A 24,955-nucleotide genomic window follows, 5' to 3' on the forward strand; every position below is an offset into this window, starting at 1 on the left:
CACGAGCTCCGGCCCTGTCGGCCCGCTGCTGGAGCAGGTGGCGGCGGCACACGCCCGGCTCGCCGAGGACGTGCGCCCGGCCGTTCCCGCGGGACCGCTGCGGGGGACGCCGCCGGCGGCGTTCGTCGGCCCCGATCGCGAGCTGACCCAGGGGGCGGCGCTGCTGCACGTCTACGAGGAGCTCGCCCAGCACCACGGCCAGATGGAGATCCTGCGCGACGCCATCCTCGCCGGGAAGGACGCGGCCAGGTGAACGCCTTCGAGACCGTCGACGAGGCACGACTGCGCTCCGGCCACGGCGTCAAGTGGGGTTCCCTGCCGCCGGACACCATCGGGGCCTGGGTCGCCGACATGGACTTCGGCGTGCCGCCCGCCGTGCAGGAGGCCGTCATCGGCGTCACCCGGCGCGCGGACTTCGGCTACCCGTACTGGCCGGGCGAGGACCCGGTGGTCGCGGCGTTCGAGGAGCGCATGGCCACGCGCCATGCGTGGCGTCCCGCGCCGGGGCGCACGCGGGTGTTCACCGACCTGTTGCAGATCCTCCAGGTCCTGATCGAGTACGCCACGGAGCCGGGAGACGGCGTGGCGATCCACGTCCCCGCTTATCCGCCGTTCCTGGCCAGCATCGCCCGCGCGGGGCGGCGGATCGTGCCGCTGCCGATGACGTGGGAGCCGGACGGGTGGCGTCCGCCGTCGGACGACCTGGCCGGCCGGCTGCGGGAGGAGGGTTGCCGCCTGCTCGTCGTCGTCAACCCGCACAATCCGACGGGCCGTGTCCTGACCCGCGCCGAGCTGTCCGCGCTCGCGGCGGCGGCCGAGGAGCTCGACCTGGTGGTGCTGTCCGACGAGATCCACGCCGACCTGGTGTACGCGCCGCACCGGCACGTGCCGTTCGCCTCGCTCGGCGAGGCCGCCGCGGCGCGCACGGTCACGGCGACCTCGGCGACGAAGGCGTTCAACATCGCGGGGCTGCGCTGCGCCGTCGCGCACGTGGGCCACGACCGGGTGCGCGCCTCGCTGGAGAAGGCCCCGCTCGACTTCTTCGGCACGCCGAGCGTGCTCAGCCGGGTCGCCACGGTGGCGGCCTGGCGGGAGGCCGACGACTGGCTGGCCGGTCTGATGCGCACGCTGGAGCACAACCGCGGCCTGGTCGCCGAGTGGGCGGCGGGCCTGCCGTGGGACGCCCGCCATCAAGCGCCGCAGGGCACGTACCTGAGCTGGCTGGACTTCTCCGGCGGGCCGCTCGCCGACGAGCCCGCCGCCCGCCTGGAACGCCTGGCGAGGGTCAGGCTCAGCGAAGGCGCGGAGTTCACGCAGCACACCGCGGTCGGCTCCGCGTCCTTCGCCCGGCTCAACTTCGCGACCAGCGCCACCACCCTCACCGAGATCCTCGGCCGCCTGTCCACGGCCGTCCGCGCCTGATCAGAGCAACGGGAGGCGGCGCACGCCGGTCATGGTCGGGGTGGGGATGAACTGGACAGGGTCGTCCGGATCGGTGCGCAGCTCCTCGCGCCGGTCGAGCAGGATGTCGAGGGCGACCCGCCCCTCCAGCCGGGCCAGAGGGGCGCCCAGGCAGAAGTGGATGCCGCGGCCGAAGGCCAGGTGCGGGTTGGGGTCGCGGCCGGGGTCGAAGACGGCCGGGTCGGCGAACTGCCGCGGATCGCGGTTGGCCCACGCGAGCCAGACCATGACCATCTGGTCGGCGGGGATCGTCACGTCGCCGAGCTCGACCTCGCGCATGGTGGAGCGGCCGACCGCGGCGAACGGGGTGAAGTAGCGCAGCGACTCCTCGATCACATCCGGGATCGCGGACCGGTCGGCCCGGACCCGTTCCTGCTGCTCGGGAAAGGCGTCGAGGCAGAGCACCGTGTTGCCGAGCAACATCGTCGTGGTGATGTGACCGGCCAGCAGGAGGATGATTGCGAAGTTGACCACCTGCTCGTCGGGCAGGCGCTCGCCGTCCACCTCGGCCTGCACGAGCAGGCTGAGCAGGTCGGCGCGGGGAGCGCGGCGGCGCTCGGTGACGTGGGCCTGGAGGTAGCCGGACATCTCCCGCCACGGCTTCATCGCGGCCTGTACCTCGGCCTCGGCGGCGGCGTCCGGCTCGTTGAGCGAGACCTTGGCCTCGCGCTGGAAGAGCGCGTCGGCCCACCGCTTGAACAGCGCGCGGTCACTGGCCGGGACGCCGAGCAGCTCGGCGATGACGATGACGGGGAGCGGATAGGCCAGGTCGGTCACCAGCTCGAAGCGGTCGCGTTCCCTGGCGGCGTCGAGGAGCTCGCGGGTGATCTCGGCGATCCGCGGTTCGAGGTCGGCGACGACCTTACGGGTGAAGGCGCTGCTGACGAGCTTGCGCAGCTTGCCGTGCTCGGGCGGGTCGATCTGGGTGAGGAAGCCTTCCAGGGAGAAGTCCTCGAAGGAGGCCAGCATCTCCTTGGGGATGATGCGCATGGTGTCGGAGGAGAACGCCCCGGGGTCGCCGAGCACCTCCTGTGCCTCGTGGAAGCCGTACACGTTCCACATGCCGGCGCCGGCGTCGAACTCGACCGGCTTCCCCGTGTGCGGCCCGTGCAGCCAGGTGTGCTGCTTCGGGATGTCGTACCGCTGGACGATGTCTGCCATCGCCTCTCCTTAGTCGTAGATCCACTTGCGGTAGGGCAGGATCAGTTCCTGGAAGATCGAGATGTATTCCTCCGCCGCCGCGGCGAGCACCTCGTCGGGTGGCTCGGCGGCCGGCTCGAAGGCCTGCCGCACGGTGAAGGCGAGCGCCTCGGCCCTGGCCTCGACGTCGAGCTCCGTCTCGCCGCTCTCGAGGCCGTCGAAGACGTAGAAGCCGGTCTGCGCGGCGGTCATCGCGTACGAACGGTGGGGGACGTCCGTCCTGAGCAGCCCGAACCGATCGGACACTTCGTAGACGCGCTCGGCGGCCAGCAGGTCGTGGCTGCGCAGCCGGTGGCCGGCCAGCTTGCCGAGCAGGTCGAGGTCGGTGGTGAACATCGCCTTGAGCAGCGGCTTACGGCTCATGGCGATCAGGGACTCACGGGCGAAACGGTGCGGCCGCACCACCGACGGGTCGCGGCGCATCATCTCGATGAACTCCTCCACCAGTTCGATGGACTCCCGCAGCAGGAGCGCCTCGAACACCTCGTCCTTGGTGCGCCAGTGCAGATAGACCGTGCCCTTGCCCACGCCGGCCCGGGCCGCGATGTCCTCGACCGTGACCTTCCGGTAGCCGTGCCGGAGGATCAGCTCTTCAGCGGCGTCGAGGATCCGATCCGCCCGCTCCACCACTCGTCCCACCTTTTGACTGGATAAGAAATCTGGTCAAAAGTCACAGTACGCCGCGGGGCGGCCGCTTTCAAGCGGGGCGGGCGACGCCGAGGACGTGCCCGACGTGGCGGAAGGCGAAGCGGTCGACGCTCTCCACGGCGAACCCGGTGCGCCCCAGCTCGGCCACCACGTCCCTGGCCAGGCGGCAGCCGCCGAAGACGCGGGCCCACAGCGGGGTCAGCAGGCTCTGCGCCAGCGCCACCGGCGGGATGCCGGAGCGCTGGTGCTCGTAGAAACGCAGCTCGCCGCCCGGCCGCAGGACGCGGCGCACCTCCGCGAGCGTCGCGCGCGCGTCCGGGGCGTGGCACAGGGTCAGCGAGCAGACGACGGCGTCGCAGGAGGCGTCGGGGACGGGCAGCCGCGCCAGATCGCCGTCGAGGACGCGCACCGCGACCGGCACGTCGGCGGCGACCGCCTTGGCCGCCGCGCGCAGGAACGGGTCGGGATCGACGAGCACGACCTCGTCCACGGCGGGCGGGTAGCAGGCGAGCTTGACGCCGTCGCCCGCGCCGAGCTCCAGCACCCGCCCGGTCAGCCCGGCCATGAGCCGCCTGCGCTGCGGCGTCGGGCACGGCCGTCTCCGATCACCCAGGCAGACGGGACGGGGATGGTGGAACTGCTCCATGCCGAGGCCGCACCGGTTGCCGGTGCCGGGCGGCTCGACGAGGTCTGCGCCGATGGTCATGGTCTCCCCCTGAGCGTGTGTTCTCCACTCTCCGCCGGAGCCACCCCGTGGCAGCGCCTTCTCTACGGAATCCTGACGCGCCGGGCCCCGATCGATACGCCTTCTTGAGAGTTCAGGGCGGCCGTACGACAGGCGGCGCAGCAGGACCTCCGCCGGCCCGCGGTGGCCGGCCAGGCGCATGAGCTCCGCCAGCAGGATCGACAGCAGCCACACCCCGGCGGCGACGGCGAAGGTGGCGGCGAAGCTCACGTCGTCGCTCAGACCCAGCGTGAACGGATAGAACAGGACCACCCAGACCACCGCCTGGAAGAGGTAGAACGTCAGCGACCGCTGGCCGAGCGCGGCGAGCGCCGCGGTGAGTCGGCCGCCCCTGGCCTTGGTGGCGGCGAGCCCGATGGCGGCGGCCAGGCCGACGGCGCCGGCCCATCCGGTCAGGTCGTGGGCGATCGCGACCGCCCAGGCGACGCCGGCCGACGGGGGCGTCCACGCGCCGGCCGCGAGCAGGGCCGCCGGGAGCCGCCCGGCCACGGACAGGCCGATCCCGGCCACGGTGACCCAGGCGAGCAGCCTGCCGTGCCGCTCCGGCTCGTCGAGGATCCTGCGTCTGGCGGCCCAGACGCCCACCAGCATGCCGGGCACGACCATGATCGTGGACAGGGCGGCTTCCACCGGCCAGGACGGAATGTTCGCGACCAGGTGGGCGGCGTACGTCGGCTCCATGTAGGCCGCCATGGTGACCGGCCCGGCCTGGGCGGTCACGCTCTGCCAGGCCATCAGCAGGGTCGCGGGGACGAGCGTCACGAGTGCCGTCCGCCACAGGACGGCGTCGCGGGCGCGGACGAGGGGGGCGAGCAGCAGCAGGGTCAGCCCGTAGACGGCGATGACGTCGATCGGCACGAGCAGGACCGTGTTCGCGAAGCCGATGACGATCAGCCACCATGCCCGGCGGCGTAACAGCTTCCTGGTGGAGATCCAGTCGCCGCCCCTGGCCAGCTGCCGGTGGGCCAGCTGGCCGAGGCCGTAACCGAACAGGAAGACGAACATGTCGCGGGCCTGGTTGTCGGCCAGCAGGGACTTGAGGAACTTCGCGGCGGCGACGAGCGCGGCAGGCCCGGCGTTCCAGTCGGCGGCGAAGGCGGGCGCGTGGGCGACGGCGATCAGCAGCAGCATGCAGCCCCGCGCCAGGTCGGGCGCGAGCGACCGTGCCGTGACGCTGGTGGGCGCCGCGGAAGATTCGCGATAGTACGTGTTCATCACATCGGAAAAGCTACTTTGCTTTCACGAAATCGTCAACGAAATGCCTGGTTATTTGCAATGAGATGCCCGCGAATGCAAGACCGCATGTTGCAATGAGTTGGAGTCGAAAGCAATACTGGTCTCCCCTACGCACCACCGAGGAGACGAACGCCCATGCCGGGAGGCAGGCTCACCCACGAGGACCGCACGCGCATCGCCGAGGGCCTCGCCGAAGGGCTCTCCTACACCGAGATCGCCGCCCGCCTGGACCGGCCGGTCTCCACTGTCACCCGCGAGGTGGCCCGCAACGGCGGCCCTGCGGGCTACCTCGCCGACGCGGCCGAGCACGCGACCCGCGGCCGCCGCCGCAGGGCCCGTGGGGACGCCGCCGCCGACGCCGACGGCCGCGGTTCCGAAGCCGTACGCGAGCTGGCGGAGCAGTTCACCGAGTCGCTGACGCAGACCGGGCTGTCACGCATGACCGCGCGGGTGCTCACCAGCCTCTTCCTCGCCGACGGCGACGGGCTCACCGCCGCCGAGCTCGTCCGGCGCCTGGGAGTCAGCCCCGCGTCCGTCTCCAAGGCCATCGGGGAGCTCGAACAGCAGGAGCTGGTCCGCCGCGAGCGCGATCCCCGCCGTCGGCGCGACCGCTACGTCATCGACGCCGACGTCTGGTTCCGCGCCTGGCTGGAGAGCGCCCGGCAGAACGCCATGCTGGCCGACCTCGCCCGCCGGGGAGCCGCGGTGCTCGGCGCCGGCACACCCGCCGGCGCCCGGCTGGAGGACGCCGGCCGGTTCTTCGACCACACCTTCCGCACCATGATCGATGCGGCCGAGCAGTGGCGCGCGACCCAGCCCCCACATGCCGCGAAGCCGGGCTAATGTACACGGATGGATTGGACTCCCCAGATCACCACCCTCTGCTCGCAGCTCCAGGAGCACTACGTCTTCCCCGACGTGGCCGAGCAGATCGCGGACGTCCTCCGCGAGCGGCTGGCCGGCGGCGCGTACGCGGAGATCGAGACCGACGAGGACTTCGCCGCCGCGGTCACCGCCGACCTGCAGACCGTCAACGGCGACAAGCATCTGCGGCTGCTGCACAGCGTGGACGAGGTGATCGAGCACGACGCCTTCGACCTGGAGGCGTACCGGCAGGAGATGGCGCTGTCCGGCTACGGCGTCGCCCGCGTCGAACGCCTGCCGGGCAACGTCGGCTATCTCGACACGAGGTTGTTCCACGCTCCGGAGATGGCGGGCGAGCGTGCGGCGGCCGCCATGACCCTGGTCGCCGACACCGACGTGCTGCTCTTCGACGTCCGCCGCAACAGGGGCGGCGCGCCCGGCATGGTGAGCCTGATCTGCTCGTACCTGTTCGCCACCGGCTGGCCGCAGACGCATCTCAACTCGATCTACGACCGTCCGAGCGGCGAGACCATGCAGTTCTGGACGCTGCCGTACGTGCCCGGTCCGCGCTTCGGCCCCGACAAGCCGATCTACGTGCTGACCGGTCCCGAGACGTTCTCCGGCGCGGAGGAGCTGGCCTACGACCTGCAGACGCGCGGCCGGGCCACGGTGGTGGGCGAGCGCACCAGGGGCGGCGCCCATCCGGGCGGGCGCCACCGGGTCGGCCCGCACCTGAAGTCGGCGATCCCGACCGGCCGCGCGATCAATCCCGTGACGGGCACCAACTGGGAGGGCGTGGGCGTGGTGCCCGACATCGAGGTGCCGGCCGACAAGGCGTTCGACCACGCGTACACGCTGGCGCTGGAGCATGTGCTGGGGCTCGGCGAGGAGGGCTACCGGCGGGTCGTGGCGGGCGAGGCCCGCCGTGCGCTCGGCGAGCAGGAGCTCAGCCGATGATGACCCGCTCCTCCGGAAGCTGGTAGCGGCGGGTCCGGTCCTTCAGCGCGAGGGCCGAGCCCAAAGTGAGCGGCCCCGTCCGGCCGATGAACATGAGCAGCACCAGCAGCAGGTGGCCGGCCACCCCGGTGTCGGCGGTGATGCCGGTCGACAGGCCGGCCGTGCCGAAGGCCGACACCACCTCGAAGAGCACCCGGTCGAGGCTGTGCGGGGTGAGCGCCAGCAGCAGGTACGTCGAGACCGCCACCAGCGCCATGCTGACGAGGGTGAGCGAGATCGCCTGCCGCTGGGCCGCCTCGGGCAGCCGGCGGTGACCCACGTTCACCTGCGGCTCACCGCGCATCTCGGCCCAGACCACGAACGCCAGCAGCCCGAACGTGGTGACCTTGATGCCGCCGGCCGTGCCGGCGCTGCCGCCGCCGATGAACATCAGCAGGTCGGTGGCCAGCCAGCTCGTCGGGTACATCTGCGAGATGTCGAGGCTGTTGAAGCCCGCGGTACGCGGCATCACGGCGGCGAAGAAGGCGGCCAGGAACTTGCCGGCGTCGTCGAGCGGGCCGAGCGTCCTCGGGTTGTGCCACTCGGTGCCGAGCAGGACGAGAGTGCCGCCGACGAGCAGCACCGCCGTGACCACCACGGTGACCCTGGTGAGCACCGACCAGCGGCGCGGGTGGCGCCAGTGCTTGACCAGCTCGAACACGACCGGGAACCCCAGCCCGCCGATGATCACCGCGACCGCGATGGTCAGGCAGATCCACGGGTCGGCCACGAACCGCATCAGGTTGTCCGGCCACAGCGCGAACCCGGCGTTGTTGAACGACGAGACCGCGTGGAAGAAGCCGAGGTAGAGGGCGCGGCCGAAGGACTCGTCGTACCCGAGCCAGAAGCGCCCGGCGAGCACCGTCGCGATGACCGCCTCGCAGCCCAGGCTGAACAGCACGACCTTCCTGACGACCACCCGGATGTCGCTCATGCTGAGCGTCTTGGTCTCCGCCTGCGCGAACGCCTTCGCGCGTAACCCGATCCGGCCGGAGATGATCACCGTGAACACGGTGGCCAGCGTCATGATGCCGAGCCCGCCGACCTGGATGAGCCCGGCGATCACCACCTCGCCGAAGGTCGACCAGTGGGACTCGGTGTCGACGACGGCCAGCCCGGTGACGCAGGCGGCGGAGGTGGCGGTGAACAGCGCGACCAGCCAGCCCGCCGACTCCCCCGACGTGGTGGCCGCGGGGAGCATGAGCAGGACCGTGCCGACCGTCACGGCCGCGCCGAAGCCGAGCACCACGACCTGCGAGGGATGCCAGAACAGGAATGCGCGCCCCATGATCCTTCTCCTCCGGCCACGGGACCGGCCCACACCGGACCGGCCGAAGACCGGGGCACACCCTAACAGCGCTCCCTGAGCGGACGCTGACGACCCCTGACGCGGCCGCTACGGCAGGTCCACCACACCGATGACGTCGGAGACGGCGATCGTGCCGTCTCCGCCGTCGCCCTGGTGGTAGCGGGAGTCGCGGGAGATGTGGCGGTGGTCGCTCATGACCCAGATCCGGCCCTGCGGCACCCGGATCCGGAACTTCAGCTTGGAGGCCGGCTCCGTCAGGTACGGCTCCTCCAGGGGCGCGCCGTCCACCAGCAGCCGTCCGCTCCCGTCGCAGCACTCCACCTCGGCACCGGGCACCCCGATGACCCGCGAGACCTGGGGGCGCCCGGAGCCGCCGGAATGCCAGTACGCGGGCGCGTCGAAGACGATGACGTCCTCCCGGCGGGGCGCGAAGATCACGGCGCCGTCTCGGTGCTTCCGCCGTAAGAAGTCCGGTTCGTGAAGATGTCATGCCGTGCTCGTGATCAGGTCTCTGGCCTGCGCCTTTGTCCGCCGCGAGGCTGGAACCAGTCGATGAGAGGGAGTCATCATGGAGATCCTGCGGCAGCGGCGGGAGCACTGGCACGGGCCGCTCACGGCCTGCGCGGCGGCGATGGCGGTGCTGGCCGCCGTCAGCGTGATCGGCCTCGCGGTCGATGACCGGACGCTCCTGGGTCAGGCGGTGTGGCTGAAACCGGTCAAGTTCGCGGTGTCCTTCGGCCTGTACGCGATCACGCTGGCGTGGATGGTCGGCCTGGCCGGGCGCTTCCGGCGGGCGCTGTGGTGGCTGGGCACGGTCGTCGTGGGCGGGTTCGTCGTCCCGGAGATCTCGGCCATCGTCTTCCAGGCCGCGCGCGGCGTGCGCAGCCACTACAACGTCTCCACACCGCTGGACGAGACGGTCTTCATGGTCATGGGCGGGGCCGCGTACCTGGGGTGGGCGCTGACGTTCGCGCTGGGGGTGCTGCTGGTGGCGCAGCGGCGGGTCGATCGGCCGATGGCCTGGGCGATCCCGCTGGGGCTGGCCGTCTCCCTGGCCGGGATGTCCGTCGGCTACCTGATGACGGCCCCGACGCCGGACCAGGCGCAGGCGCTGACGGACGGGATGAGCCTGGACGTGATCGGCGCGCACAGCGTGGGCGCGCCCGACGGCGGCGCCGCCATGCCGGTCACCGGCTGGGAGACGGGCGCGGGCGACCTGCGGGTGGCGCACTTCGTCGGCCTGCACGCCCTCCAGGTGCTGCCGCTGGTCGCGATCGGCCTGCGGCTGCTCTCCCGCCGCTTCACCGCCCTGGCGGGCGCGGCGACCAGGACGGCGCTGGTGGTCGTCGCCGCGTTCGGCTACGCGGGGCTCACGGGGCTGGTGCTCTGGCAGGCGCAGCGCGGCCAGTCGCTCCTCCAGCCCGACGCCCTGACCCTGACGGCCGCGGCCGCCCTCGCGGGGCTGGTGGCCACCGCGACGGCGCTGGTCCTGGCCGTCGCGCGTCCTTCGGGCAGGCACGTCACAGCGGCAGCGGGATCCGGTCGATGAACCAGTACAGGCTGACCGCGACGATGGGCGCCGACAGCGCGGCGAGCGCCCATCGGGCCGAGGGCGTCCGGCGCAGCAGCACCAGCGGCGGGAACAGCACCGCGATGAGCGCGAGCTGGGTCAGCTCGATGCCGACGTTGAAGCTCAGCAACGACAGCAGCAGCTCCCACGAGCCGCTCCGGTCGATGTCGAGCGCGCCCGCGAAGCCCAGCCCGTGCACCAGGCCGAACGCGAACACGATCGGCAGCCGCCACCTGCCCAGCCGGTCCTCCTGCCGGCCGAGCAGGTTGGCGACCGCGACGACGGCGATCGACGCCGCGACGACCGGCTCGACCACGGCTCCGGGCACGTCCACGACGCCCATCGCCGCCAGCAGGAAGGTGATGCTGTGGGCCGCGGTGAAGGCGGAGGCCGTGACGACGACGTCGCGCAGCCGCCGCGCGCCGATGAGCAGGGCGAGCAGGAAGAGGATGTGGTCCAGCCCGCTCAGCAGGTGCTCGGCGCCGAGCATCAGGAACTCGCCGGCCTGGGCCGTCGCCTCACGCTCGCCGACCCGCAGCGTCGGGCTCTCGGCGACCAGCACCGCGGAGCCCTTCCTGCCGTCGAGGTCGTAGCGGACGAGCGTCTCCGTGCTGTGCACGAAGCTCTCCGCGTCGGGGAAGAGCGCGCTGGAGATCGCGTGGCCGCCCCCGGCCTCGCCGGGGCAGTCGAAGGCGTACGTCAGCACCGCGAAGGCCGCTTCATCCCGCACGCGCACGTCGGCGTCGCGGGCCAGGGTGGGCGCGCACGGCCGGTCGTCGTAGGCGAGGGCGAAGCGGCGGGTGACGTACTCGGTCACCGCGTCGCGGTTGACGGCCAGCTGGCGGAGCTGCTCCGTCCGCTCCTTGGCCTCGTAGGCCTCGGCGTAGAGCCAGGCCGACTTCATGAGCAGGTCGTATTCGAGTTCGAGCACGGCGGTGACGTCCGGGCTCGTGCCGGTGACCCGCACGTGGGCCTTCGTCGTGGCGTCGTGCGCCGCCGCCGGGGCGGCCGCCGCGCCGCAGAAGAGGACGGCGAGGACGGCGGCGAGCAGGCTGCGGGACATGGTCGCTCCTGGGGAGAGGCCGCCGCCCCGGACCGGGATCCGGGACGGCGGTGTGATCGGCTAGCGGGTGAACCAGCGGTACATGGGCGAGCCGGAGTCCCACTTACCGGGGCGCCCGTGCGCGTCCTTCGTCACGAACACGCTCGGCTCGGACGCGGTCACGCCGCCGCCGGCCGAACGCGCCGTGACGAACCAGGCGTAGGCCGTGTCGGGCTTGAGCCGGTCCCAGGTGACGGAGGCGACCTGGCCGGAGGCGACCTTGCTCTTGCCGATGGTCCGCGTGGCGTTGTAGAGCGCCAGCGAGTCGGTCTGGAACGTCGTCGTCCGAGTGGTGAGGTCGACCGGCAGCACCATGGTGTCCTCGCGCCCGTCGTAGCGGTGCAGCGGGTCGTACTCGGTGGCGCCGAACTCGTCGAGCAGCGGCGAGTAGGTGTCCACGCTCATCTCGGACCGCTTGACGTCGAACTGCAGCAGGCGCAGGAAGCTCGCGCCGAACTGGAGCTGGTCGTCCGGGTTGTACCCGCCGATCTCGGTGAGGCCGAGACGGTCGGCCGAGACGGTGTAGAACTGGTAGTCCGCGAGCAGCTCCACGACGCCCTTGCCGACCTGGCCGACCTTCGGCTTCACGTTCGTCCCGACGCCGTGCTCGTGGCCGGCGAGGATGAGGAAGACGTTCGGGTTCTTCTCGACCACGGTCTTGTAGAGCATCGAGCCGTCGGGGGCGGAGAATCCGGCGCCGCGCCCGTCGGGGCTGGTGCTCGGCACGAGGTAGTCGTGCGAGAGCAGGATGCCGTTGCGGTTCGGGAACTTCTTGAAGACGGAGTCGGCCCACTCGGCCTCCTCCCGCGTCACGCCGTACGACAGGCCGACCACGACGAAGTCCAGGCCACCGGCCGAGAACAGGTCGTAGTGGTTCTGGTTGTCGCCCTCCCGCCACGGGCCGCCGTACTCGGCGTGCTGCCAGCCCTGCGAGCCGTCCTGGTAGCGCTCGGGGCCGTAGTACTTGTTGTAGATCGCGTCGGGGCCGTTCTCGGTGCCCGACTGGTTGTCGTGGTTGCCGGCGATGACGCCGTTCGGGATGCCGGCGTCGTCCAGTACCTTCTGCTGCTTCGACGACACCTCCATCTCGCCCACGACCTGCCGCTGCATGGCCTCGTCGGCGGGCTTGCGGATGTTGTTCTCGATGATGTCGCCGGTGTGGGCGACGTAGGAGATCTTCCGCTGGTCCTTGTTGTCCTTGATCCAGTTGACGATGCCGGCGTAGGCCGACTCCCACACCGCGCGCTCCTCGGCCGTCTCCTGCTCCACCGCGCCCTCGGAGAGGTACTGCGTGTCGGTGAAGTGCGCGATCGAGAAGTCGTACGAGGCGGGGTCGTCGAAGCCGTTGCGGTCGCCCGCGTCGATGTCGTCGGCGAACGGGTCCTCGCCCGTCACCATGACGTGCACCCGCTGCCTGTCGATGTGGTCGGCGTCCACGACCGACGTCAGCACGGTCTCGCCGTCGGCGGCGCCGCGGGCGCTGGTCAGCAGGTCCCACGCCTCGGACCTGGTGTTCCACACCCGTAGCGACACCAGCCGCTCGGGGTCGGCGACGCCCTCCCAGCGCAGCACCGGGGCGTCCACATGGTCCTTCACCTGCACGTCGAACCGCTGGTAGACGATCTCCTGGCCGGAGGGCGCGGCGAGGGTGCGGCCGTCGGCGGGCTCCAGCCCCTCGGCCTTGACCTTCCGCTCTCCCTCGACCTCCAGGGTCGACGGCACGGACGCCGACGTGCCCTGGTAGGCCTGGTTCGGGGTGAGGATCTCGGCCGCCGAGAACGTGGCCGTCACCTCACCGCCGTCCGGCTCGGCCACCTTCGCCGAGAGCGTGACGGAACCCGACACGTCGGTGCTGCCCGAGGCCGGGCTCACCTCGGCGGGCGCGTCCGGGATGCCCGCGGACTCGAACACGACCTCGCGGGCCGTGGTGTTGCCGAGCCCGTCCGCGCCGGACACCGCCAGCGTGTGCCGGCCGGCCTTCAACCCGGGGCCGATCTGGGCGCCCAGCTCGACCGGCTGCCCGTCGAGCTTGACGTCGGGGCCGGACACGACGCCGGAGGCGTCCTCCAGCGCGACGTCCAGCACGACCGAGGCGGTGATCTTCTCCCCGCCGGCGGGGACGCTCCTCGCCACCTCCGGCGCGGAGTTGTCGGTGATCAGCACGCGGGTGGCGGTCTCGCCCGAGGCCGACGTCGCGGCGATGGTGTGCCTGCCGTCCTTGAGCGCGGCCGTGTCGACGTCGGCGCGCAGGCCGCGGGCCGGGGCCTCCACCAGGAACTGCAGGTCGATCTCGGTCCGCGGGTTCACGTTGTCGCCGCAGTTGCCGTCGCCCATGCTGTAGGAGGACTTGAGCATCTGGCCGGCGGCCGTGCCCGCCGCCGGGGTCAGCGTGATGTTGGAGATCGTGAAGTCGTCGCGGTTGTTCCCGCACGACGTCGGGTAGGTGCCGGCCACGAAGTCGATCGTGTTCCAGCCGGTCACCAGGTACTCGTTCGGGATCGGCAGGTTCACGCGGGTGCTGACGAAGTCGCCGTCGAGCACTACCTTCTGACCGTTGACCAGCACGTGGTTCTGGTAGCGGGCCTCGATCGAGTTGGTGGCCACGTCGAAGCCGAGGGTGGCCTCGCCGGAGCCGAGCGTCCGCGTGACGCGCACGGCCGGGGCCTCGATCGTGTAGCGCAGCTCGGCCTCGCGCAGCGCGGTCTCGCTGCTGCCGCAGGTGCCGTCGCCCATCTCGTACGAGGGCTTGACGTCCTGGCCGGTCACCTCGGCGCCGTCGAGAGCGAGCTCCACGTCGCCGATGGTGAAGTCGTCGCGGCCGTCGCCGCAGGACTCCCGGTAGTCGCCGGTGACGACCTTGATCGTGTTGTCGCCCGGCACGAGGTGGCGGGCCGGGATCGCGACGGTCACCCGCTGGTTCGCGTACGAGCCGCCGAGGTCGATGCGCTTGCCGTTGACCAGCAGGAAGTCGTCGTAGCGGTCGTCGATCGAGTCGGCGCCCACGTCGAAGCCGAATGTCGCGGCGCCGTCGCCGAGGGTGGCCTTCGCGGGCGGCTCCTCCTCGTCGACGGTGAGGGACTCGACGCCGCCCGTCCCGGTCGCCGGGAGCGAGGCGAAGACCGGCTTGACGCCCGCCACGAGCGTGCCGTCCGTGGGCTCCACGCGCGGCGCGCCCGCGGGGGCGTTGTTCACGGTCACGGTGTGCGTGACGGTGACGCCGGCCGCGGTGGTCGCGGTGATGGCGTGCTCGCCGTTGGACAGCGTGGCGGTGTCCAGGTCCGCGCTGAGGCCGGTGGTGCCCCGCGGGTCGGACTGGGTGAAGAACTTCAGGGTGGCGCGCTTGAGCAGCGTGGTGTTCGTGCCGCAGCTGCCGTCGCCGAAGGAGAGCGTGTACGGGTTCTCCTCGCCGTCGGCGACCTCGCCGAGCAGTTCGAGGCCCACGTCGGACAGCACGTAGTCGTCGTAGTTGGAGCCGCACGAGCTGTCGATCGCCCCGACCACGATCTCGACGGTGTTCTCCCCCTTGACCAGGTGCTCGTTGGGGATCTCCATTGTGGCGCGCTCGTTGACGAAGTCGCCGATGTCGCTGCGGTAGGCGCCGTTCACCAGCACGTAGCTGTGGTAGCGGGCCTCGACCGAGTTGGAGCCGACGTCGAAGCTCAGCTTGGAGACGCCCACCGTACGGGTGGCGTCGAGGCTCTTGTCGTCCACCGCGAGCGCGGTGACGCTGTCACCGGCCGTGGCCGGGACCGCCGCGACCTTCGCCGTCCCCTCCAGGAACGAGCCGTCGGCGGGGGTGAGCGCGGGAGGAGTCGCCGTACCGGTCGGCGTGGGGGTGGGCCGTCCCCTGCCCTGCTGTACCGGGTCGGCGTGCGCCGCGGTCACGAGGCTGCTGACGAGCAGCGCCGCGATCCCGGCGGCCGTGACCAGGCGCCCCCTGCGGCATAAGCCGCCCAGGAGTCGTGCTGCCATTGGCTGCATCAGATGCAGTCCCTTCACTCACGTTCATGTTGATCAGGCGGCTAGCCACGATGGAGCGCCCGGATGAACGTGATGTGTGGAGGGACTGAAGGGGACGGAAACCGCCGCAGAAAGCGCCCCCGACTGGCTTTCCGCGGCGTTTCACGTGCGCGCCCGCCGCACCTGCCCCCGCTGTGCGGCGGGCGCGCGCTCAGACGGCGCGCAGCGGGGCGAGCGCCTTGCTCCACGCCACGACGTCGTCGAGCACGGCGTTCACCGCGCCGGTCTGGTGCTCGCCGGGCGTGAAGACGCTGTAGTTCTCGAAGTCCTCACGGAACGTCAGGATGACCGCTGTGGCCACGTCGGCCATCTTGAGCTGGCCGGCGACCAGCCGCAGGTTCTCCACGGCCCGGGCGCCGCCCACCTCGCCGTAGCCGACGAACCCGACGGCCTTGTTGGTCCACTCCTTGTACAGGAAGTCGATCGCGTTCTTCAGCGCACCCGAGGTCGCGTGGTTGTACTCGGGCGTCACGATCACAAAGCCGTCGAACGAGTCGATCTTCCGGGCCCACTCGAAGGTGTGGGGCTGCGAGTACTGCCCCATGATCGGCATGGCGAGCTCATCCAGGTGCGGCAGCTTGTAGTCGAGCAAGTCGACGAGCTCGTACTCCGCGTCGTCACGCTTGGAGGCGATCTCGTGGACCCAGCGCGCCACGGCCTCGCCGTTACGCCCCGGGCGGGTACTGCCGAGGATGATTCCGATCCTGGTCAACGAAGTGGTTCCCATTTATGTCGATCCCTCGGTGAGGGTAGAACTTTGCTACGCGCAGCAAGTAAAACGGCGTTGTACTTTCTTTGTCAAGCAAATACGCTGGGATCATGAGCACCGTCACACCGGAGCACCTGCGACCGCTCACTCCCGACGAGGAGTCCTTCATGCGTGCCCTGGCCAGGGCGCTCATCACGCTGCCCCGGGCCATCGACCAGGAAATGGTGCGCCAGCACCAGCTCCCGCTGATCGAGTACCAGACGCTCATGCACCTGTCCGAGGCGCCGAGCAGGCGGCTGCGCATGAGCGCTCTGGCCGAGACCGTCGACATGTCCCTCAGCGGTATGACCCGGATCGTGACCCGGCTGGAGGGTCAGGGGCTGGTCCAGCGGATCAAGTGCCCGGACGACGGCAGGGGCTGGAACGCCGTGCTCACCGACGCCGGTCTCGCCCGCCTGGAGGAGGCCTGGCCGGCGCATCTGACCGCCGTGCGCCGTCGGCTCTTCGACCACCTTCAGGGCCTCGACCTGCGGGAGTGCACGCGCCTGCTGGAGCGCGTGAACGCGTCGTGCGCGCCGCGCTGAGGATCAGACCCCGAGGGCGCGCTTCAGCGCGTCGAGGCCGTCGGTGTAGATCCGGTTGAACAGGGCGACGACCTCCTCCTCGCCGGCGCCGTCCGGGGTGAAGGTGCCCGACCACTCCACGTGGCAGCACTCCCCCTCGTCCGCGGGATGCACCGCGAGGGTGGAGTGGTACGCGCTCACCGGGAAGGGCCCCTCGACGATGGAGTAGCTGTAGGTGCGGGCCTGGTCGTCGAAGGTCTCCAGGCGCTCGACGATGGTGTCGCCCTGCCCCGTGACCAGCCGCCGCACCCGCCCGCCCTCGCCGAGCTCACTGGAGGTGACGAACGGCAGCCAGTCGGGCAGCGAGTCGAAGCCGCCGATGAGCCGCCAGACCCGGTCGGGCGAGACGGGAAGGTCGATGGATGCGAAGGTGCTGGCCATGGCCGTTCTCCTGGAAACCTGGTGGGTTCACGCTCCGGGCACCGGGGCGTCGGGCGCGATGAGCCCGTCCTCGCGCAACTCGGCCCAGAACGCCGCCGGCACGTTCTCACGCAGTGCGGCGACGTCCTCGGCGATGCGGCTCGGCCGCGAGGCACCCGGGATGACGGCCACGGTGGCCGGGTGGGCCAGCGAGAACCGCAGGGCGGCGGCCTTGACGCTGACACCGTGCCGCGCGGCCACGGCCCGCAGGCGTTCGACCTTCGCCAGGACCTCCGGGGAGGCCGGCTGGTACTCGAAGTGGCCGCCCCCGGCGGTGACCCCCGAGTTGTACGGCCCGCCGACCACGATGTCGACGCCCTGCTCGACGGCCATGGGCAGCATGCGCTGCAGCGCGTGCTCGTGGTCGAGGATCGTGTAGCGGCCGGCGCACAGGAAGGCGTCCGGTCCGGGCTCGTCCAGGCCGAGGGTGAGCTCCAGCGGCTCGACCCGGTTGACGCCGATGCCCCACGCCTTGATGACGCCCTCGTCGCGCAGCCCCTGCAGCACGCGGAAGGCGCCGGTGCGGGCCGACTCGAAGGCGGCCGGCCATGCGTCGCCCCAGAAGTCCTGCGCGATGTCGTGCACCCAGACGATGTCGAGGCGGTCGGTGCGCAGCCGCTTGAGGCTGTCCTCGATGGAGCGGCGGGTGGCGTCGGCGCTGTGTCGTTGACCATCTTGTTGGGACGGCCGTGCGAGAACAGGCCCCCCTTGTCGCCCAGGTCACGGGCGGCCGGGTCTTCCCGCTCGTCCAGGATCACCCGGCCGATCTTGGTGCTGAGCACGTACGCGTCGCGCGGGTGCGTGGACAGGACCTCGCCGAGCCTGATCTCGGCCAGCCCGGCGCCGTAGAAGGGGGCCGTGTCGAAGTAGCGGACGCCCTGGTCCCACGCGGCCTCCATGGTGGCGCGGGCCTCGTCCTCGGGGATGGCGCGGTACATGTTGCCGAGTGGCGCGGTGCCGAGCCCGTGGTCGCCGGGCAGCAAGGAGCCGATGCTCATGACGGTGGCCTCTCTCCATGTCGTCAAGGGCGTGGACCGGCGGTTCTCCCGCCGGGCCCGGGTCCACACGACCCACATTACGCACGTCCTCATGCCGTCCGGACGGAGGGCGACGCGCTTTGAGCTGGGGATATGCCGCTTTCAACCCGGCCCCTGGCTCAGGGGATGATCGTCGGGATCAGACCGCCGTCGACGCTCAGTGCCGCGCCGGTGGTGGCCGCGGCCTGGTCGGAGAGCGCGTACGCGATCAGGCTCGCCACCTCGGCGGGCCGGCTGAGCCGTCTTCGTCACGCCGTAGTGGACCATGTCGCGAACCACCTGCCTCTTTCACCACATTCCGTGGGTTCGAGGCTTTCCCCGTGGAGATCGACAATGCGGGCTTTGCGCCATGATGAGCCGCACTTGGCCGTACGCGGGTTACGCGTCCAGGATCGAGCGGAGCGTGGCGGCGAAGGCGTCCGGCTCGCCCTCCATGCCGAACTGGCCGGACATGAACCCGGCGTGGTGGCTGGGGAAGACCACGGGCTTCGTGCCGAGCCGCTCGGCGACGGCCACGCCCGCGCGGTGGGCCAGCTCCCCCTCCGACTCGGCGCCGACGCCGACGACGACGCGCGTGGAGGCCGCGCGCAGCGCCGCGAAGTCGGGCTCGTAGTGCGTGCAGGTCATGATGTTCTGGCCGAACATGCCGTCGTCGCGCGAGCCGTCGTCCTCCGCCGGCATCCCCAGCTCGGCGGGGCTCCGCACCGGCAGGTCGGCGAGGTTCGCGGGGATCTCGCCGCGCAGGCCGGTGACCGCGACGAACTTCGCCATCGCCATCCCCCAGCCCTCCTTGTCGTACGTGCCGCGGATGTCCGCCACGGCGGCCAGGGCGTTCTCCCGATCGGGCAGCGCCCGCACGGCCGGGGGCTCGTGGGCGACGAGCGTGCGCACCTGCTCGGGGTGGCGGGCCACCAGCGCCAGGCCGTTGACGGCGCCCCCGCTGCTGGCGAAGACGTCGACCGGCCCGACGCCGAGCGCCGTGATCAGCCGGTGGAGGTCGTCGGCGTGCAGGTCGGGCGTCGACTCGGCGACGCCGTCGGTCCGCGTGCTGCGCCCGATGCCGCGCGGGTCGTACGTCACCACCGTGCGGTCGGTGAAGCGGGCCGCCAGGGCGGTGAACCCGCTCGCGTCCATCGGCGATCCGATCATCAGCAGGGCCGGCGCGGTCGCCGACGCGGCCTCGCGGACGTCGTAGTGCAGGACGGCGCCGGGCACTTCGATGGTGCGGGTCTTGGCCTCAGTCATGGGGGTCTCTCCTTCTCGATGCTCCGCGAATGCGGACCCGCGGGAGCACCGGAACTCATCGCCGCCCACTCCGACACGTCATTAATAGACCGTTTCCAGCGAGCCTGGGACACATCACCACCATGCGGCACGCGTCGGGGTAGCGGACGGCTAAAGCCCGTGGGGCGCGCATTCCCCTGTGGCGCGGGCATTCCGTTGCGTCACTGTCGTACGAGTGCGGGCCCGGCTGCGGTCAGCGCGACGGGCCAATGTCAATGCCGCCGGGAGAACCCTTGAATTCTGTTTCAACAGGGGGGACCGTATCGCCATTGAGACCGAAGCGGAAACCGGCCGTGACCGCAATCCGCGCCGTCGCCGCGGCGTCCGCGGCCGTCGCGGCGGCGCCCGGCGCCCATCGCGGCGGCGGCCTCGGCGGCGAGGGGAGACGATCTCCATCGCCGCTGGCGAGCACGGTTCTCGCCGCCCTTGTCACGGGCCTATGACCTGGTGGCGACGGCAGTGTGCGGCCCGTGCCGACCGGCTCGCCACGCCGCGTGCACGGGACGTCACAACGGGAATGCCGGGTCGCGGGGCGCGAGAATTGTCACACATGGACGAAGGAGTTCGTGGTGCCGGATCAGTTCGCGGGCTTGCATTTCGACCGGAGGTAACCCCCCGCGCGATGCATGATGTGCTGAAGGGCGCTACAGTACCTGCATCCTTGACGTTAATTGGAGCACCATCATGGCCAAGCGCATCGTTGAATCCTTTATCGATGACATCGACGGCGGTGAAGCCGAGGGGACCACAACGTTCGCTCTCGATGGCACGACCTACGAGATCGACCTGTCGGGCAAGAACAGGGAGAAGCTGGAGAAGGCGCTCGCGCCGTACATCACCAAGGCTCGCGCCGTCCGTGCCGAGAAGGGGGTGCGCGGCAGGCGCGCCGCCGCCGGGTCGAGCCGCGCCCTGAGCCGCGAGAAGTCCACCGAGATCCGGCGGTGGGCCCGCGCCAACGGCCTGCCGGTGAGCGAACGCGGCCGCATCGCCGCCAGCGTCGTCAAGCAGTACGAAGCCGCCCACTGACCGACCGCCCTCCAGCGGCCCGCCTTCCGTCAGTTCTCTCGCGGCGGGAGGAGGGTGGGGGCACGCGACCTGGCAGCGGCTCTTCCGCGCGCGATCAGTCGTCGTCGAGGGTGAGCAGGCCGCTGCGGAAGGCGGCGGCCACGGCGGCGGCGCGGTCGTTGACGCCGAGCTTGGCGTAGATGTGCAGCACGTGGCTCTTCACGGTGGCCTCGCTGATGAACAGCCGCGCGGCGGCCTCCCGGTTGGTGGCGCCCCCGGCGATGAGACGGAGGATCTCCAGCTCGCGCGCGCTCAGCGGGTCGGCGGGGGCGCGGACCTGGCCGAGCAGCCGGGTGGCGACCGACGGGGAGAGCACGGCCTCGCCGCGCGCCGCCGTACGGACGGCGCGGATGAGCTCGTCGCGGCCGGTGTCCTTGAGCAGGTAACCGGTGGCACCCGCCTCGATGGCGGGCATGACGTCCCGGTCGGTGTCGTACGTCGTGAGAACGAGGACGCGGGCCGGCACGCCCAGCCGAGCCAGCTCCTTGATCGCGGTGACGCCGTCGGTGCCGGGCATGCGCAGGTCCATGAGGATCACGTCGGGCCGCACCACCCGGGCCAGCTCGACGGCCTGAGCGCCGTCCGCCGCCTCGCCGAGCACCTCGAACCTCGGGTCGCCGGCGAACATGCCGCGCAGCCCGTCGCGCACGATGGGGTGGTCGTCGGCGATGACCAGCCGGATGGGGGTCTCAGCCACGCGCCACCGCCGGGACGCTCGCCGAGATCGCGGTGCCCGCGCCCGGCTCCGACTCGATCTGCAGGCTGCCGGCCAGCCGGCTCACCCGCTTGCGCATCGAGGTCAGCCCGAAGCCGCCGCCGTCGCGGACGCGTTCGGGGTCGAAGCCGGCGCCGTCGTCGCGGACGTCCAGGGTCACCACGTCCTCCATGTACGACAAGGTCAGCCCGACCCGGGAGGCGGCGGCGTGCTTGGCCGCGTTGGCCAGGGCCTCCTGCGCCGTGCGCAGCAGTGTCTCCTCCACCTCCACATGCATGGGACGGACCGTACCAGTGACGGTGAAATCCGCTCGCACGCCGTGCAGCTCGCCCCACTGGGCGGCGACCGCCGCCAGCGCGTCGGGCAGCGGCGCCGCCTCCAGCCGGCCTGGGCCGACCGCGTGCACCGACCGCCGCGCCTCGGCCAGGCTCTCCTTCGCCAGTCCGATCGCGAGGTCCACGCGCCGCCGCCAGTCCGGGTCCTGCCGGGCCGCCTGGAGCTGGGTGATGATGCCGGTGAGTCCCTGGGCCAGGGTGTCGTGGATCTCGGCCGCCATGCGCTGCCGTTCGTCCAGCACGCCCGCCTCGTGGGCCTGCACCAGCAGTTGGGCATGCAGGCCCGCGTTCTCCGCCATGGCCGCCTCCAGGCGCGCCACCATGCGCTCGCGCTCGGCGCTCCGCTCGGCCGTGATCTCGCCGACGAAGCTGAACAGGCCGACCGCGCCCACGATCGCCGCTGTGAGGAACACCTGGCCCAGGCCGGCCGACGGTGTCGCGGGGAACCCGCCGTAGTACGTCAGGACGCTGATCACGGCCGTGGCGCTCACCCCGGCGAACCGCCAGGCGCCCTTCAGGTAGTGCCACGAGTGCAGGTATCCGACGAAGCCGAAGAAGCTCGCGAACCACACCGCCTGCGTGCACAGCGCCCCGATCAGCAGCACCAGCCCGGTCACGTAGACCGCGCGGGGCACGGCGTCCACGGGCGCGAGCCGCAGCCAGGCCGCCGCGAGCGCGGCGAGGCCCAGCATGCCCCAGGACGGGCCCTCCGTGCCGAGGGTGAGCACGGCGGAGACCGCGAGCAGCGCGTACGGCGCGGCGGCCATCAGGCGCCCGAGGAGCCGTTCCGATCGGTCGAGCCGGCCGCTCATACGCTCACTCCCAGCGGAAGAACCTGGCCGCCGCGACGCTGACGACCAGCGCGTACGCGGCCATCACGCCCAGCGGCAGCGGATCGGGCACGCCGCCCGCCCAGACGTCCTGCATGGACAGCCGGAAAGCGCCCATAGGGGTGTACTCCCCGACAGCGGCCACGATAGCGGGCATCTGGCTCGGGGGCTGCATGAGTCCGGCCAGGTACGCCAGCGGGAAGTACAGCAGCACGCCGATCCCGTTCGCGGACCGGCCGTTCGGCGCCAGGGCGGCGATGAGCAGGCCGATGGCGAACATGGCGGCCGTACCGAGGAGGAAGGTGAGCACGCCGGGCAGCACCCGTGTGGGCAGGTGCGCGCCGAGGACGGCGCCCGCGACGGCGAGCAGCAGGCCGCAGGCGGCCAGCGCGAGCACGAGCTGCAGGAGCACCTGCACCACCAGCAGGTTCACCGGCCGCGCCGGGGTGGTGGACATCCTGCGCAGGATGCCGCGCTCGCGGTAGGTGGCCAAGGTGGTGGGCAACATGTACAGGCCGACGAGGCCCACGGCGATCGCCAGCGCGATCGGCAGCAGCACGGTGTCGCCCGGCTGGATCGAGCTGCCGAAGACGACCAGGATGAACAGCGGGATGAGCAGCGAGAACACCGCACCGGGTTCCCGGACGAGCAGCTTGAACTCGACGACGGCGAGCTTGGTCATGGTGGTGTCCCCTGTCAGTTGGTGAAGGATCGGCCGGTCAGTGCGGCGAACGCGTCGTCGAGGGTGCGCCGGTCGATGCGCAGGTCGCTGACCGTCACCCGGTGGCGGGCGAGATGGGCGGTCACCGCCGGGGCGAAGTCGCCCCTGCCGGTGACGACCACCCGATCGCCCGTCCTGGTCACGCCGGTCACGCCGGGCAGCCCGTCGAGGCCCGGCACGGAGTCGCCCGCCATCAGCGTGAACCGCATCCGCTGTTCCCCGCCGACGAGCCCGGCCGGGGTGTCGAGGGCGACGACGCGACCCTGGTCGAGGACGGCGACGCGATCGCACAACTCCTCCACCTCGTCCATGAAGTGGCTGACCAGCACCACCGTCACGCCGTTGTCGCGGATCCGCTTGACCAGCTCCCAGGTGACGCGGCGGGCCTGCGGGTCGAGGCCCGTGGTGAGCTCGTCGAGGAAGGCCACCCGTGGATCGCCGACCAGTGCCAGCGCGATGAACAGCCGCTGCCGCTGGCCGCCGGAGAGCTTGCCGAAGCGGGCGTCCCGCTTGTCCGCGAGGCCCCACTCCTCCAGGAGGCCGCGCCAGTCGCGCGGCCTGGCGTAGAAGGAGGCGTACAGGTCGAGGGCCTCCCACACCTTGATGTTCTCCGGCAGCTGGGTGTGCTGGAGCTGCACCCCGACCTGCTCACGCAGCGCGCGGCCGTCGGTGAACGGGTCGAGGCCGAGCACGCGGACCGAGCCGCCGTCGGGTCGGCGCAGGCCCTCGACGCACTCGACGGTGGTGGTCTTGCCGGCGCCGTTGGGGCCGAGGATGCCGAAGATCTCGCCCGCTTCCACGGAGAACGACACCCCGTCGAGGACGGTGCGGCCGGCGTACCCCTTGCGGAGGTCTGTGACGTCGATGACTGTCATGACTCAAGCGTCGTGCACCCGCGCCCGCCGCGAATCGGCCCGCCGGCCACACTCGGCGGCCGATGTTGCTGGTTCCCGAATCCACCGTTCGGTGGATGCCGCCGCGAGCCGATCCGTGCTGGTTTACGCCGGGTGCGAACCCGTTAGGAGTGGCGTCGTGCGGGGTGGTTGGGTTCGTCCATGGACCTTCTCCTTCTTGGTGGCACGGCGTGGCTGGGCCGTGAGGTGGCTCGGCAGGCGGTCGGGCGCGGTCACGCGGTGACCTGCCTGGCGCGGGGCGAGAGCGGGGCGGTGGCCGACGGCGCGGAGCTGGTCGTCGCCGACCGGCGGGCGGCCGGCGCATACGAGCGGGTGCGTCACCGGGAGTGGGACGCGGTCGTCGAGGTGTCGTGGCAGCCCGGCATGGTGCGCGGCGCGCTCGCGGCCCTGGCCGGCCGTGCGGGCCACTGGACGTACGTGTCCTCCGGCAACGCGTACGCCTCCCACGGCGTGCCGGGCGCCGACGAGAGCACGCCCCTGCTGGAGCCGACCGACCGCGACGAGGTGGACCGCGAGCTGTACGGCGAGGCGAAGGTCGCCTGCGAGCTCGCCTCCGCCGAGGCGGTGGGCGACCGCCTGGTCATCGCGCGGGCCGGGCTGATCGGCGGGCCCGGCGACCACAGCGGGCGCTCGGGTTACTGGGTGGCGCGGGCCGCCCGTGACCCGCACGGGCCCCTGCTGGTGCCCGACTCGCCCGAGGTGCCCACGCAGGTGATCGACGTCCGCGACCTCGCCGCCTGGCTGCTCGACTGCGCCGAGAACGGCACGACCGGCACGTACAACACGGTCGGGCCCGTGGTGACGTTCGGGGAGTGGGTGGAGCGGTGCCGCGCCGTCGCGGGCCACACCGGCCCCGTCGTGCCGGCCGACCCGGACTGGCTGCTCCGGCAGGGCGTCGCCGAGTACATGGGGCCAGAGTCGTTGCCGATGTGGCAGGTCGATCCCGGCTGGAAGGGCTGGTCGGCCCGCTCGGGCGCGGCGGCGCTGGCGGCGGGGCTGCGCCATCGGCCGCGGGCCGAGCTGCTCGCCGACCTGCTGGCGTGGGAGCGGGAGCAGGGCCTCGACCGGCCCCGCCGCGCCGGCCTCAGCGCCGCCCGCGAAAGCGACCTGCTGGCCGCGCTCGCCGGCCGAGCCTGACCGTCAGGTCGCGC

The 24,955-nt window shown here is 71.6% G+C and carries 22 protein-coding genes and 3 pseudogenes; 8 read left to right on the forward strand and 17 right to left on the reverse strand.

Features of this window, described 5'->3' with window-relative positions:
- Positions 1-253: mycothiol transferase (locus E1286_RS22225; RefSeq protein ID WP_132615370.1), on the forward strand; the 253-nt coding region annotated here is incomplete at its 5' end.
- Positions 250-1,422, forward strand: a complete 1,173-nt coding sequence (locus E1286_RS22230) for a MalY/PatB family protein (protein ID WP_246075040.1) — start codon at positions 250-252, stop codon at positions 1,420-1,422. The genes E1286_RS22225 and E1286_RS22230, both read left to right, overlap by 4 nt.
- On the opposite strand, the gene E1286_RS22235 is transcribed toward E1286_RS22230, so the two are convergent.
- From E1286_RS22235 to E1286_RS22245, 3 genes are all read right to left on the reverse strand, one after another.
- Complete coding sequence (locus E1286_RS22235; protein ID WP_132615371.1) at positions 1,423-2,622, reverse strand: cytochrome P450; 1,200 nt, start codon at positions 2,620-2,622, stop codon at positions 1,423-1,425. It abuts the gene before it with no gap.
- 9 nt (positions 2,623-2,631) lie between these two features.
- Positions 2,632-3,288: a TetR/AcrR family transcriptional regulator gene (locus E1286_RS22240; RefSeq protein WP_223190248.1), complete on the reverse strand. Its 657-nt coding sequence runs from the start codon at positions 3,286-3,288 to the stop codon at positions 2,632-2,634.
- Between the two features lie 70 nt (positions 3,289-3,358).
- Complete coding sequence (locus tag E1286_RS22245; RefSeq protein ID WP_132615373.1) at positions 3,359-5,269, reverse strand: DUF418 domain-containing protein; 1,911 nt, start codon at positions 5,267-5,269, stop codon at positions 3,359-3,361.
- Between the two features lie 156 nt (positions 5,270-5,425).
- Between E1286_RS22245 and E1286_RS22250 the strand changes: the two genes are divergently transcribed.
- The gene (locus E1286_RS22250) at positions 5,426-6,133 is read left to right on the forward strand and encodes a GbsR/MarR family transcriptional regulator (RefSeq protein ID WP_132615374.1); all 708 of its coding nucleotides are present in this window, start codon (positions 5,426-5,428) and stop codon (positions 6,131-6,133) included.
- A gap of 9 nt (positions 6,134-6,142) precedes the next feature.
- Positions 6,143-7,111: a S41 family peptidase gene (locus E1286_RS22255; RefSeq protein ID WP_132615375.1), complete on the forward strand. Its 969-nt coding sequence runs from the start codon at positions 6,143-6,145 to the stop codon at positions 7,109-7,111.
- On the opposite strand, the gene E1286_RS22260 is transcribed toward E1286_RS22255, so the two are convergent.
- Both E1286_RS22260 and lepB read right to left on the reverse strand, forming a co-directional pair.
- Entirely contained in the window at positions 7,101-8,438 is a 1,338-nt protein-coding gene (locus E1286_RS22260) for a TrkH family potassium uptake protein (protein WP_132615376.1), read from the reverse strand. The two genes, E1286_RS22255 and E1286_RS22260, sit on opposite strands and share 11 nt — an antisense overlap.
- Positions 8,439-8,546: 108 nt before the next feature.
- Complete coding sequence (lepB, locus tag E1286_RS22265) at positions 8,547-8,897, reverse strand: signal peptidase I (RefSeq protein ID WP_132615377.1); 351 nt, start codon at positions 8,895-8,897, stop codon at positions 8,547-8,549.
- A gap of 130 nt (positions 8,898-9,027) precedes the next feature.
- On the opposite strand from lepB, the gene E1286_RS22270 reads away from it, so the two are divergent.
- Positions 9,028-10,008, forward strand: coding sequence for a hypothetical protein (locus E1286_RS22270; RefSeq protein WP_132615378.1), 981 nt, complete (start codon positions 9,028-9,030; stop codon positions 10,006-10,008).
- On the opposite strand, the gene E1286_RS22275 is transcribed toward E1286_RS22270, so the two are convergent.
- The 3 genes from E1286_RS22275 to E1286_RS22285 all read right to left on the reverse strand — a co-directional run bounded on the left by E1286_RS22275 (position 9,980) and on the right by E1286_RS22285 (position 15,863).
- Entirely contained in the window at positions 9,980-11,092 is a 1,113-nt protein-coding gene (locus tag E1286_RS22275; protein ID WP_132615379.1) for a HupE/UreJ family protein, read from the reverse strand. The genes E1286_RS22270 and E1286_RS22275 overlap by 29 nt on opposite strands.
- 60 nt (positions 11,093-11,152) lie before the next feature.
- Complete coding sequence (locus E1286_RS22280; protein WP_165969851.1) at positions 11,153-15,103, reverse strand: metallophosphoesterase; 3,951 nt, start codon at positions 15,101-15,103, stop codon at positions 11,153-11,155.
- 199 nt (positions 15,104-15,302) lie between these two features.
- Complete coding sequence (locus E1286_RS22285; RefSeq protein ID WP_132615381.1) at positions 15,303-15,863, reverse strand: NADPH-dependent FMN reductase; 561 nt, start codon at positions 15,861-15,863, stop codon at positions 15,303-15,305.
- A gap of 107 nt (positions 15,864-15,970) precedes the next feature.
- On the opposite strand from E1286_RS22285, the gene E1286_RS22290 reads away from it, so the two are divergent.
- Positions 15,971-16,444 (forward strand): MarR family winged helix-turn-helix transcriptional regulator, encoded by a 474-nt coding sequence (locus E1286_RS22290; RefSeq protein ID WP_223190250.1) that lies wholly within the window; start codon positions 15,971-15,973, stop codon positions 16,442-16,444.
- Positions 16,445-16,447: 3 nt separating this feature from the next.
- Here E1286_RS22290 and E1286_RS22295 read toward each other — a convergent pair whose 3' ends face one another.
- From E1286_RS22295 to E1286_RS22310, 5 genes and pseudogenes are all read right to left on the reverse strand, one after another.
- Positions 16,448-16,864, reverse strand: a complete 417-nt coding sequence (locus E1286_RS22295; RefSeq protein ID WP_132615382.1) for an SRPBCC family protein — start codon at positions 16,862-16,864, stop codon at positions 16,448-16,450.
- Between the two features lie 27 nt (positions 16,865-16,891).
- A pseudogene (locus E1286_RS49330) lies at positions 16,892-17,560 on the reverse strand (aldo/keto reductase); the annotation flags it as partial.
- A 107-nt stretch (positions 17,561-17,667) separates the two neighbouring features.
- Positions 17,668-17,994, reverse strand: a pseudogene (locus tag E1286_RS52095) (aldo/keto reductase); the annotation flags it as partial.
- A 65-nt stretch (positions 17,995-18,059) separates the two neighbouring features.
- Positions 18,060-18,173 (reverse strand): annotated as a pseudogene (locus tag E1286_RS22305) (oxidoreductase); the annotation flags it as partial.
- A gap of 145 nt (positions 18,174-18,318) precedes the next feature.
- On the reverse strand, positions 18,319-19,185 hold the full coding sequence (locus tag E1286_RS22310; protein ID WP_132615384.1) for an alpha/beta fold hydrolase: 867 nt from the start codon (positions 19,183-19,185) through the stop codon (positions 18,319-18,321).
- 723 nt (positions 19,186-19,908) lie between these two features.
- Between E1286_RS22310 and E1286_RS22315 the strand changes: the two genes are divergently transcribed.
- Entirely contained in the window at positions 19,909-20,250 is a 342-nt protein-coding gene (locus tag E1286_RS22315; RefSeq protein ID WP_132615385.1) for a histone-like nucleoid-structuring protein Lsr2, read from the forward strand.
- 94 nt (positions 20,251-20,344) lie between these two features.
- Here E1286_RS22315 and E1286_RS22320 read toward each other — a convergent pair whose 3' ends face one another.
- Genes E1286_RS22320 through E1286_RS22335 form a run of 4 tightly spaced genes read right to left on the reverse strand, consistent with a single transcriptional unit; the run spans position 20,345 to position 23,765 of the window.
- Positions 20,345-20,986, reverse strand: a complete 642-nt coding sequence (locus tag E1286_RS22320; protein ID WP_132615386.1) for a response regulator — start codon at positions 20,984-20,986, stop codon at positions 20,345-20,347.
- Positions 20,979-22,151 (reverse strand): sensor histidine kinase, encoded by a 1,173-nt coding sequence (locus E1286_RS22325; RefSeq protein WP_132615387.1) that lies wholly within the window; start codon positions 22,149-22,151, stop codon positions 20,979-20,981. The genes E1286_RS22320 and E1286_RS22325 overlap by 8 nt, the downstream gene beginning before the upstream one ends.
- Positions 22,152-22,155: 4 nt before the next feature.
- Positions 22,156-22,851 (reverse strand): ABC transporter permease, encoded by a 696-nt coding sequence (locus E1286_RS22330; protein WP_132615388.1) that lies wholly within the window; start codon positions 22,849-22,851, stop codon positions 22,156-22,158.
- A gap of 14 nt (positions 22,852-22,865) precedes the next feature.
- On the reverse strand, positions 22,866-23,765 hold the full coding sequence (locus E1286_RS22335; RefSeq protein ID WP_132615389.1) for an ABC transporter ATP-binding protein: 900 nt from the start codon (positions 23,763-23,765) through the stop codon (positions 22,866-22,868).
- A gap of 180 nt (positions 23,766-23,945) precedes the next feature.
- Between E1286_RS22335 and E1286_RS22340 the strand changes: the two genes are divergently transcribed.
- Positions 23,946-24,941, forward strand: coding sequence for an NAD-dependent epimerase/dehydratase family protein (locus E1286_RS22340; protein ID WP_132615390.1), 996 nt, complete (start codon positions 23,946-23,948; stop codon positions 24,939-24,941).
- The last annotated feature ends 14 nt before the right edge of the window (positions 24,942-24,955 follow it).

Source organism: Nonomuraea terrae (genome assembly GCF_004348995.1).
Classification (GTDB): Bacteria; Actinomycetota; Actinomycetes; order Streptosporangiales; family Streptosporangiaceae; genus Nonomuraea; species Nonomuraea terrae.

Excerpts from the sequence above, each read along its gene's own strand:
- E1286_RS22235 (WP_132615371.1), bottom strand. The coding sequence starts at position 2,622 with ATGGCAGACATCGTCCAGCGGTACGACATCCCGAAGCAGCACACCTGG.
- E1286_RS22245 (WP_132615373.1), bottom strand. The coding sequence starts at position 5,269 with ATGAACACGTACTATCGCGAATCTTCCGCGGCGCCCACCAGCGTCACG.
- E1286_RS22250 (WP_132615374.1), top strand. The coding sequence starts at position 5,426 with ATGCCGGGAGGCAGGCTCACCCACGAGGACCGCACGCGCATCGCCGAG.
- E1286_RS22255 (WP_132615375.1), top strand. The coding sequence starts at position 6,143 with ATGGATTGGACTCCCCAGATCACCACCCTCTGCTCGCAGCTCCAGGAG.
- E1286_RS22260 (WP_132615376.1), bottom strand. The coding sequence starts at position 8,438 with ATGGGGCGCGCATTCCTGTTCTGGCATCCCTCGCAGGTCGTGGTGCTC.
- E1286_RS22270 (WP_132615378.1), top strand. The coding sequence starts at position 9,028 with ATGGAGATCCTGCGGCAGCGGCGGGAGCACTGGCACGGGCCGCTCACG.
- E1286_RS22275 (WP_132615379.1), bottom strand. The coding sequence starts at position 11,092 with ATGTCCCGCAGCCTGCTCGCCGCCGTCCTCGCCGTCCTCTTCTGCGGC.
- E1286_RS22280 (WP_165969851.1), bottom strand. The coding sequence starts at position 15,103 with ATGGCAGCACGACTCCTGGGCGGCTTATGCCGCAGGGGGCGCCTGGTC.
- E1286_RS22290 (WP_223190250.1), top strand. The coding sequence starts at position 15,971 with ATGAGCACCGTCACACCGGAGCACCTGCGACCGCTCACTCCCGACGAG.
- E1286_RS22295 (WP_132615382.1), bottom strand. The coding sequence starts at position 16,864 with ATGGCCAGCACCTTCGCATCCATCGACCTTCCCGTCTCGCCCGACCGG.
- E1286_RS22310 (WP_132615384.1), bottom strand. The coding sequence starts at position 19,185 with ATGACTGAGGCCAAGACCCGCACCATCGAAGTGCCCGGCGCCGTCCTG.
- E1286_RS22315 (WP_132615385.1), top strand. The coding sequence starts at position 19,909 with ATGGCCAAGCGCATCGTTGAATCCTTTATCGATGACATCGACGGCGGT.
- E1286_RS22325 (WP_132615387.1), bottom strand. The coding sequence starts at position 22,151 with ATGAGCGGCCGGCTCGACCGATCGGAACGGCTCCTCGGGCGCCTGATG.
- E1286_RS22330 (WP_132615388.1), bottom strand. The coding sequence starts at position 22,851 with ATGACCAAGCTCGCCGTCGTCGAGTTCAAGCTGCTCGTCCGGGAACCC.
- E1286_RS22335 (WP_132615389.1), bottom strand. The coding sequence starts at position 23,765 with ATGACAGTCATCGACGTCACAGACCTCCGCAAGGGGTACGCCGGCCGC.
- E1286_RS22340 (WP_132615390.1), top strand. The coding sequence starts at position 23,946 with ATGGACCTTCTCCTTCTTGGTGGCACGGCGTGGCTGGGCCGTGAGGTG.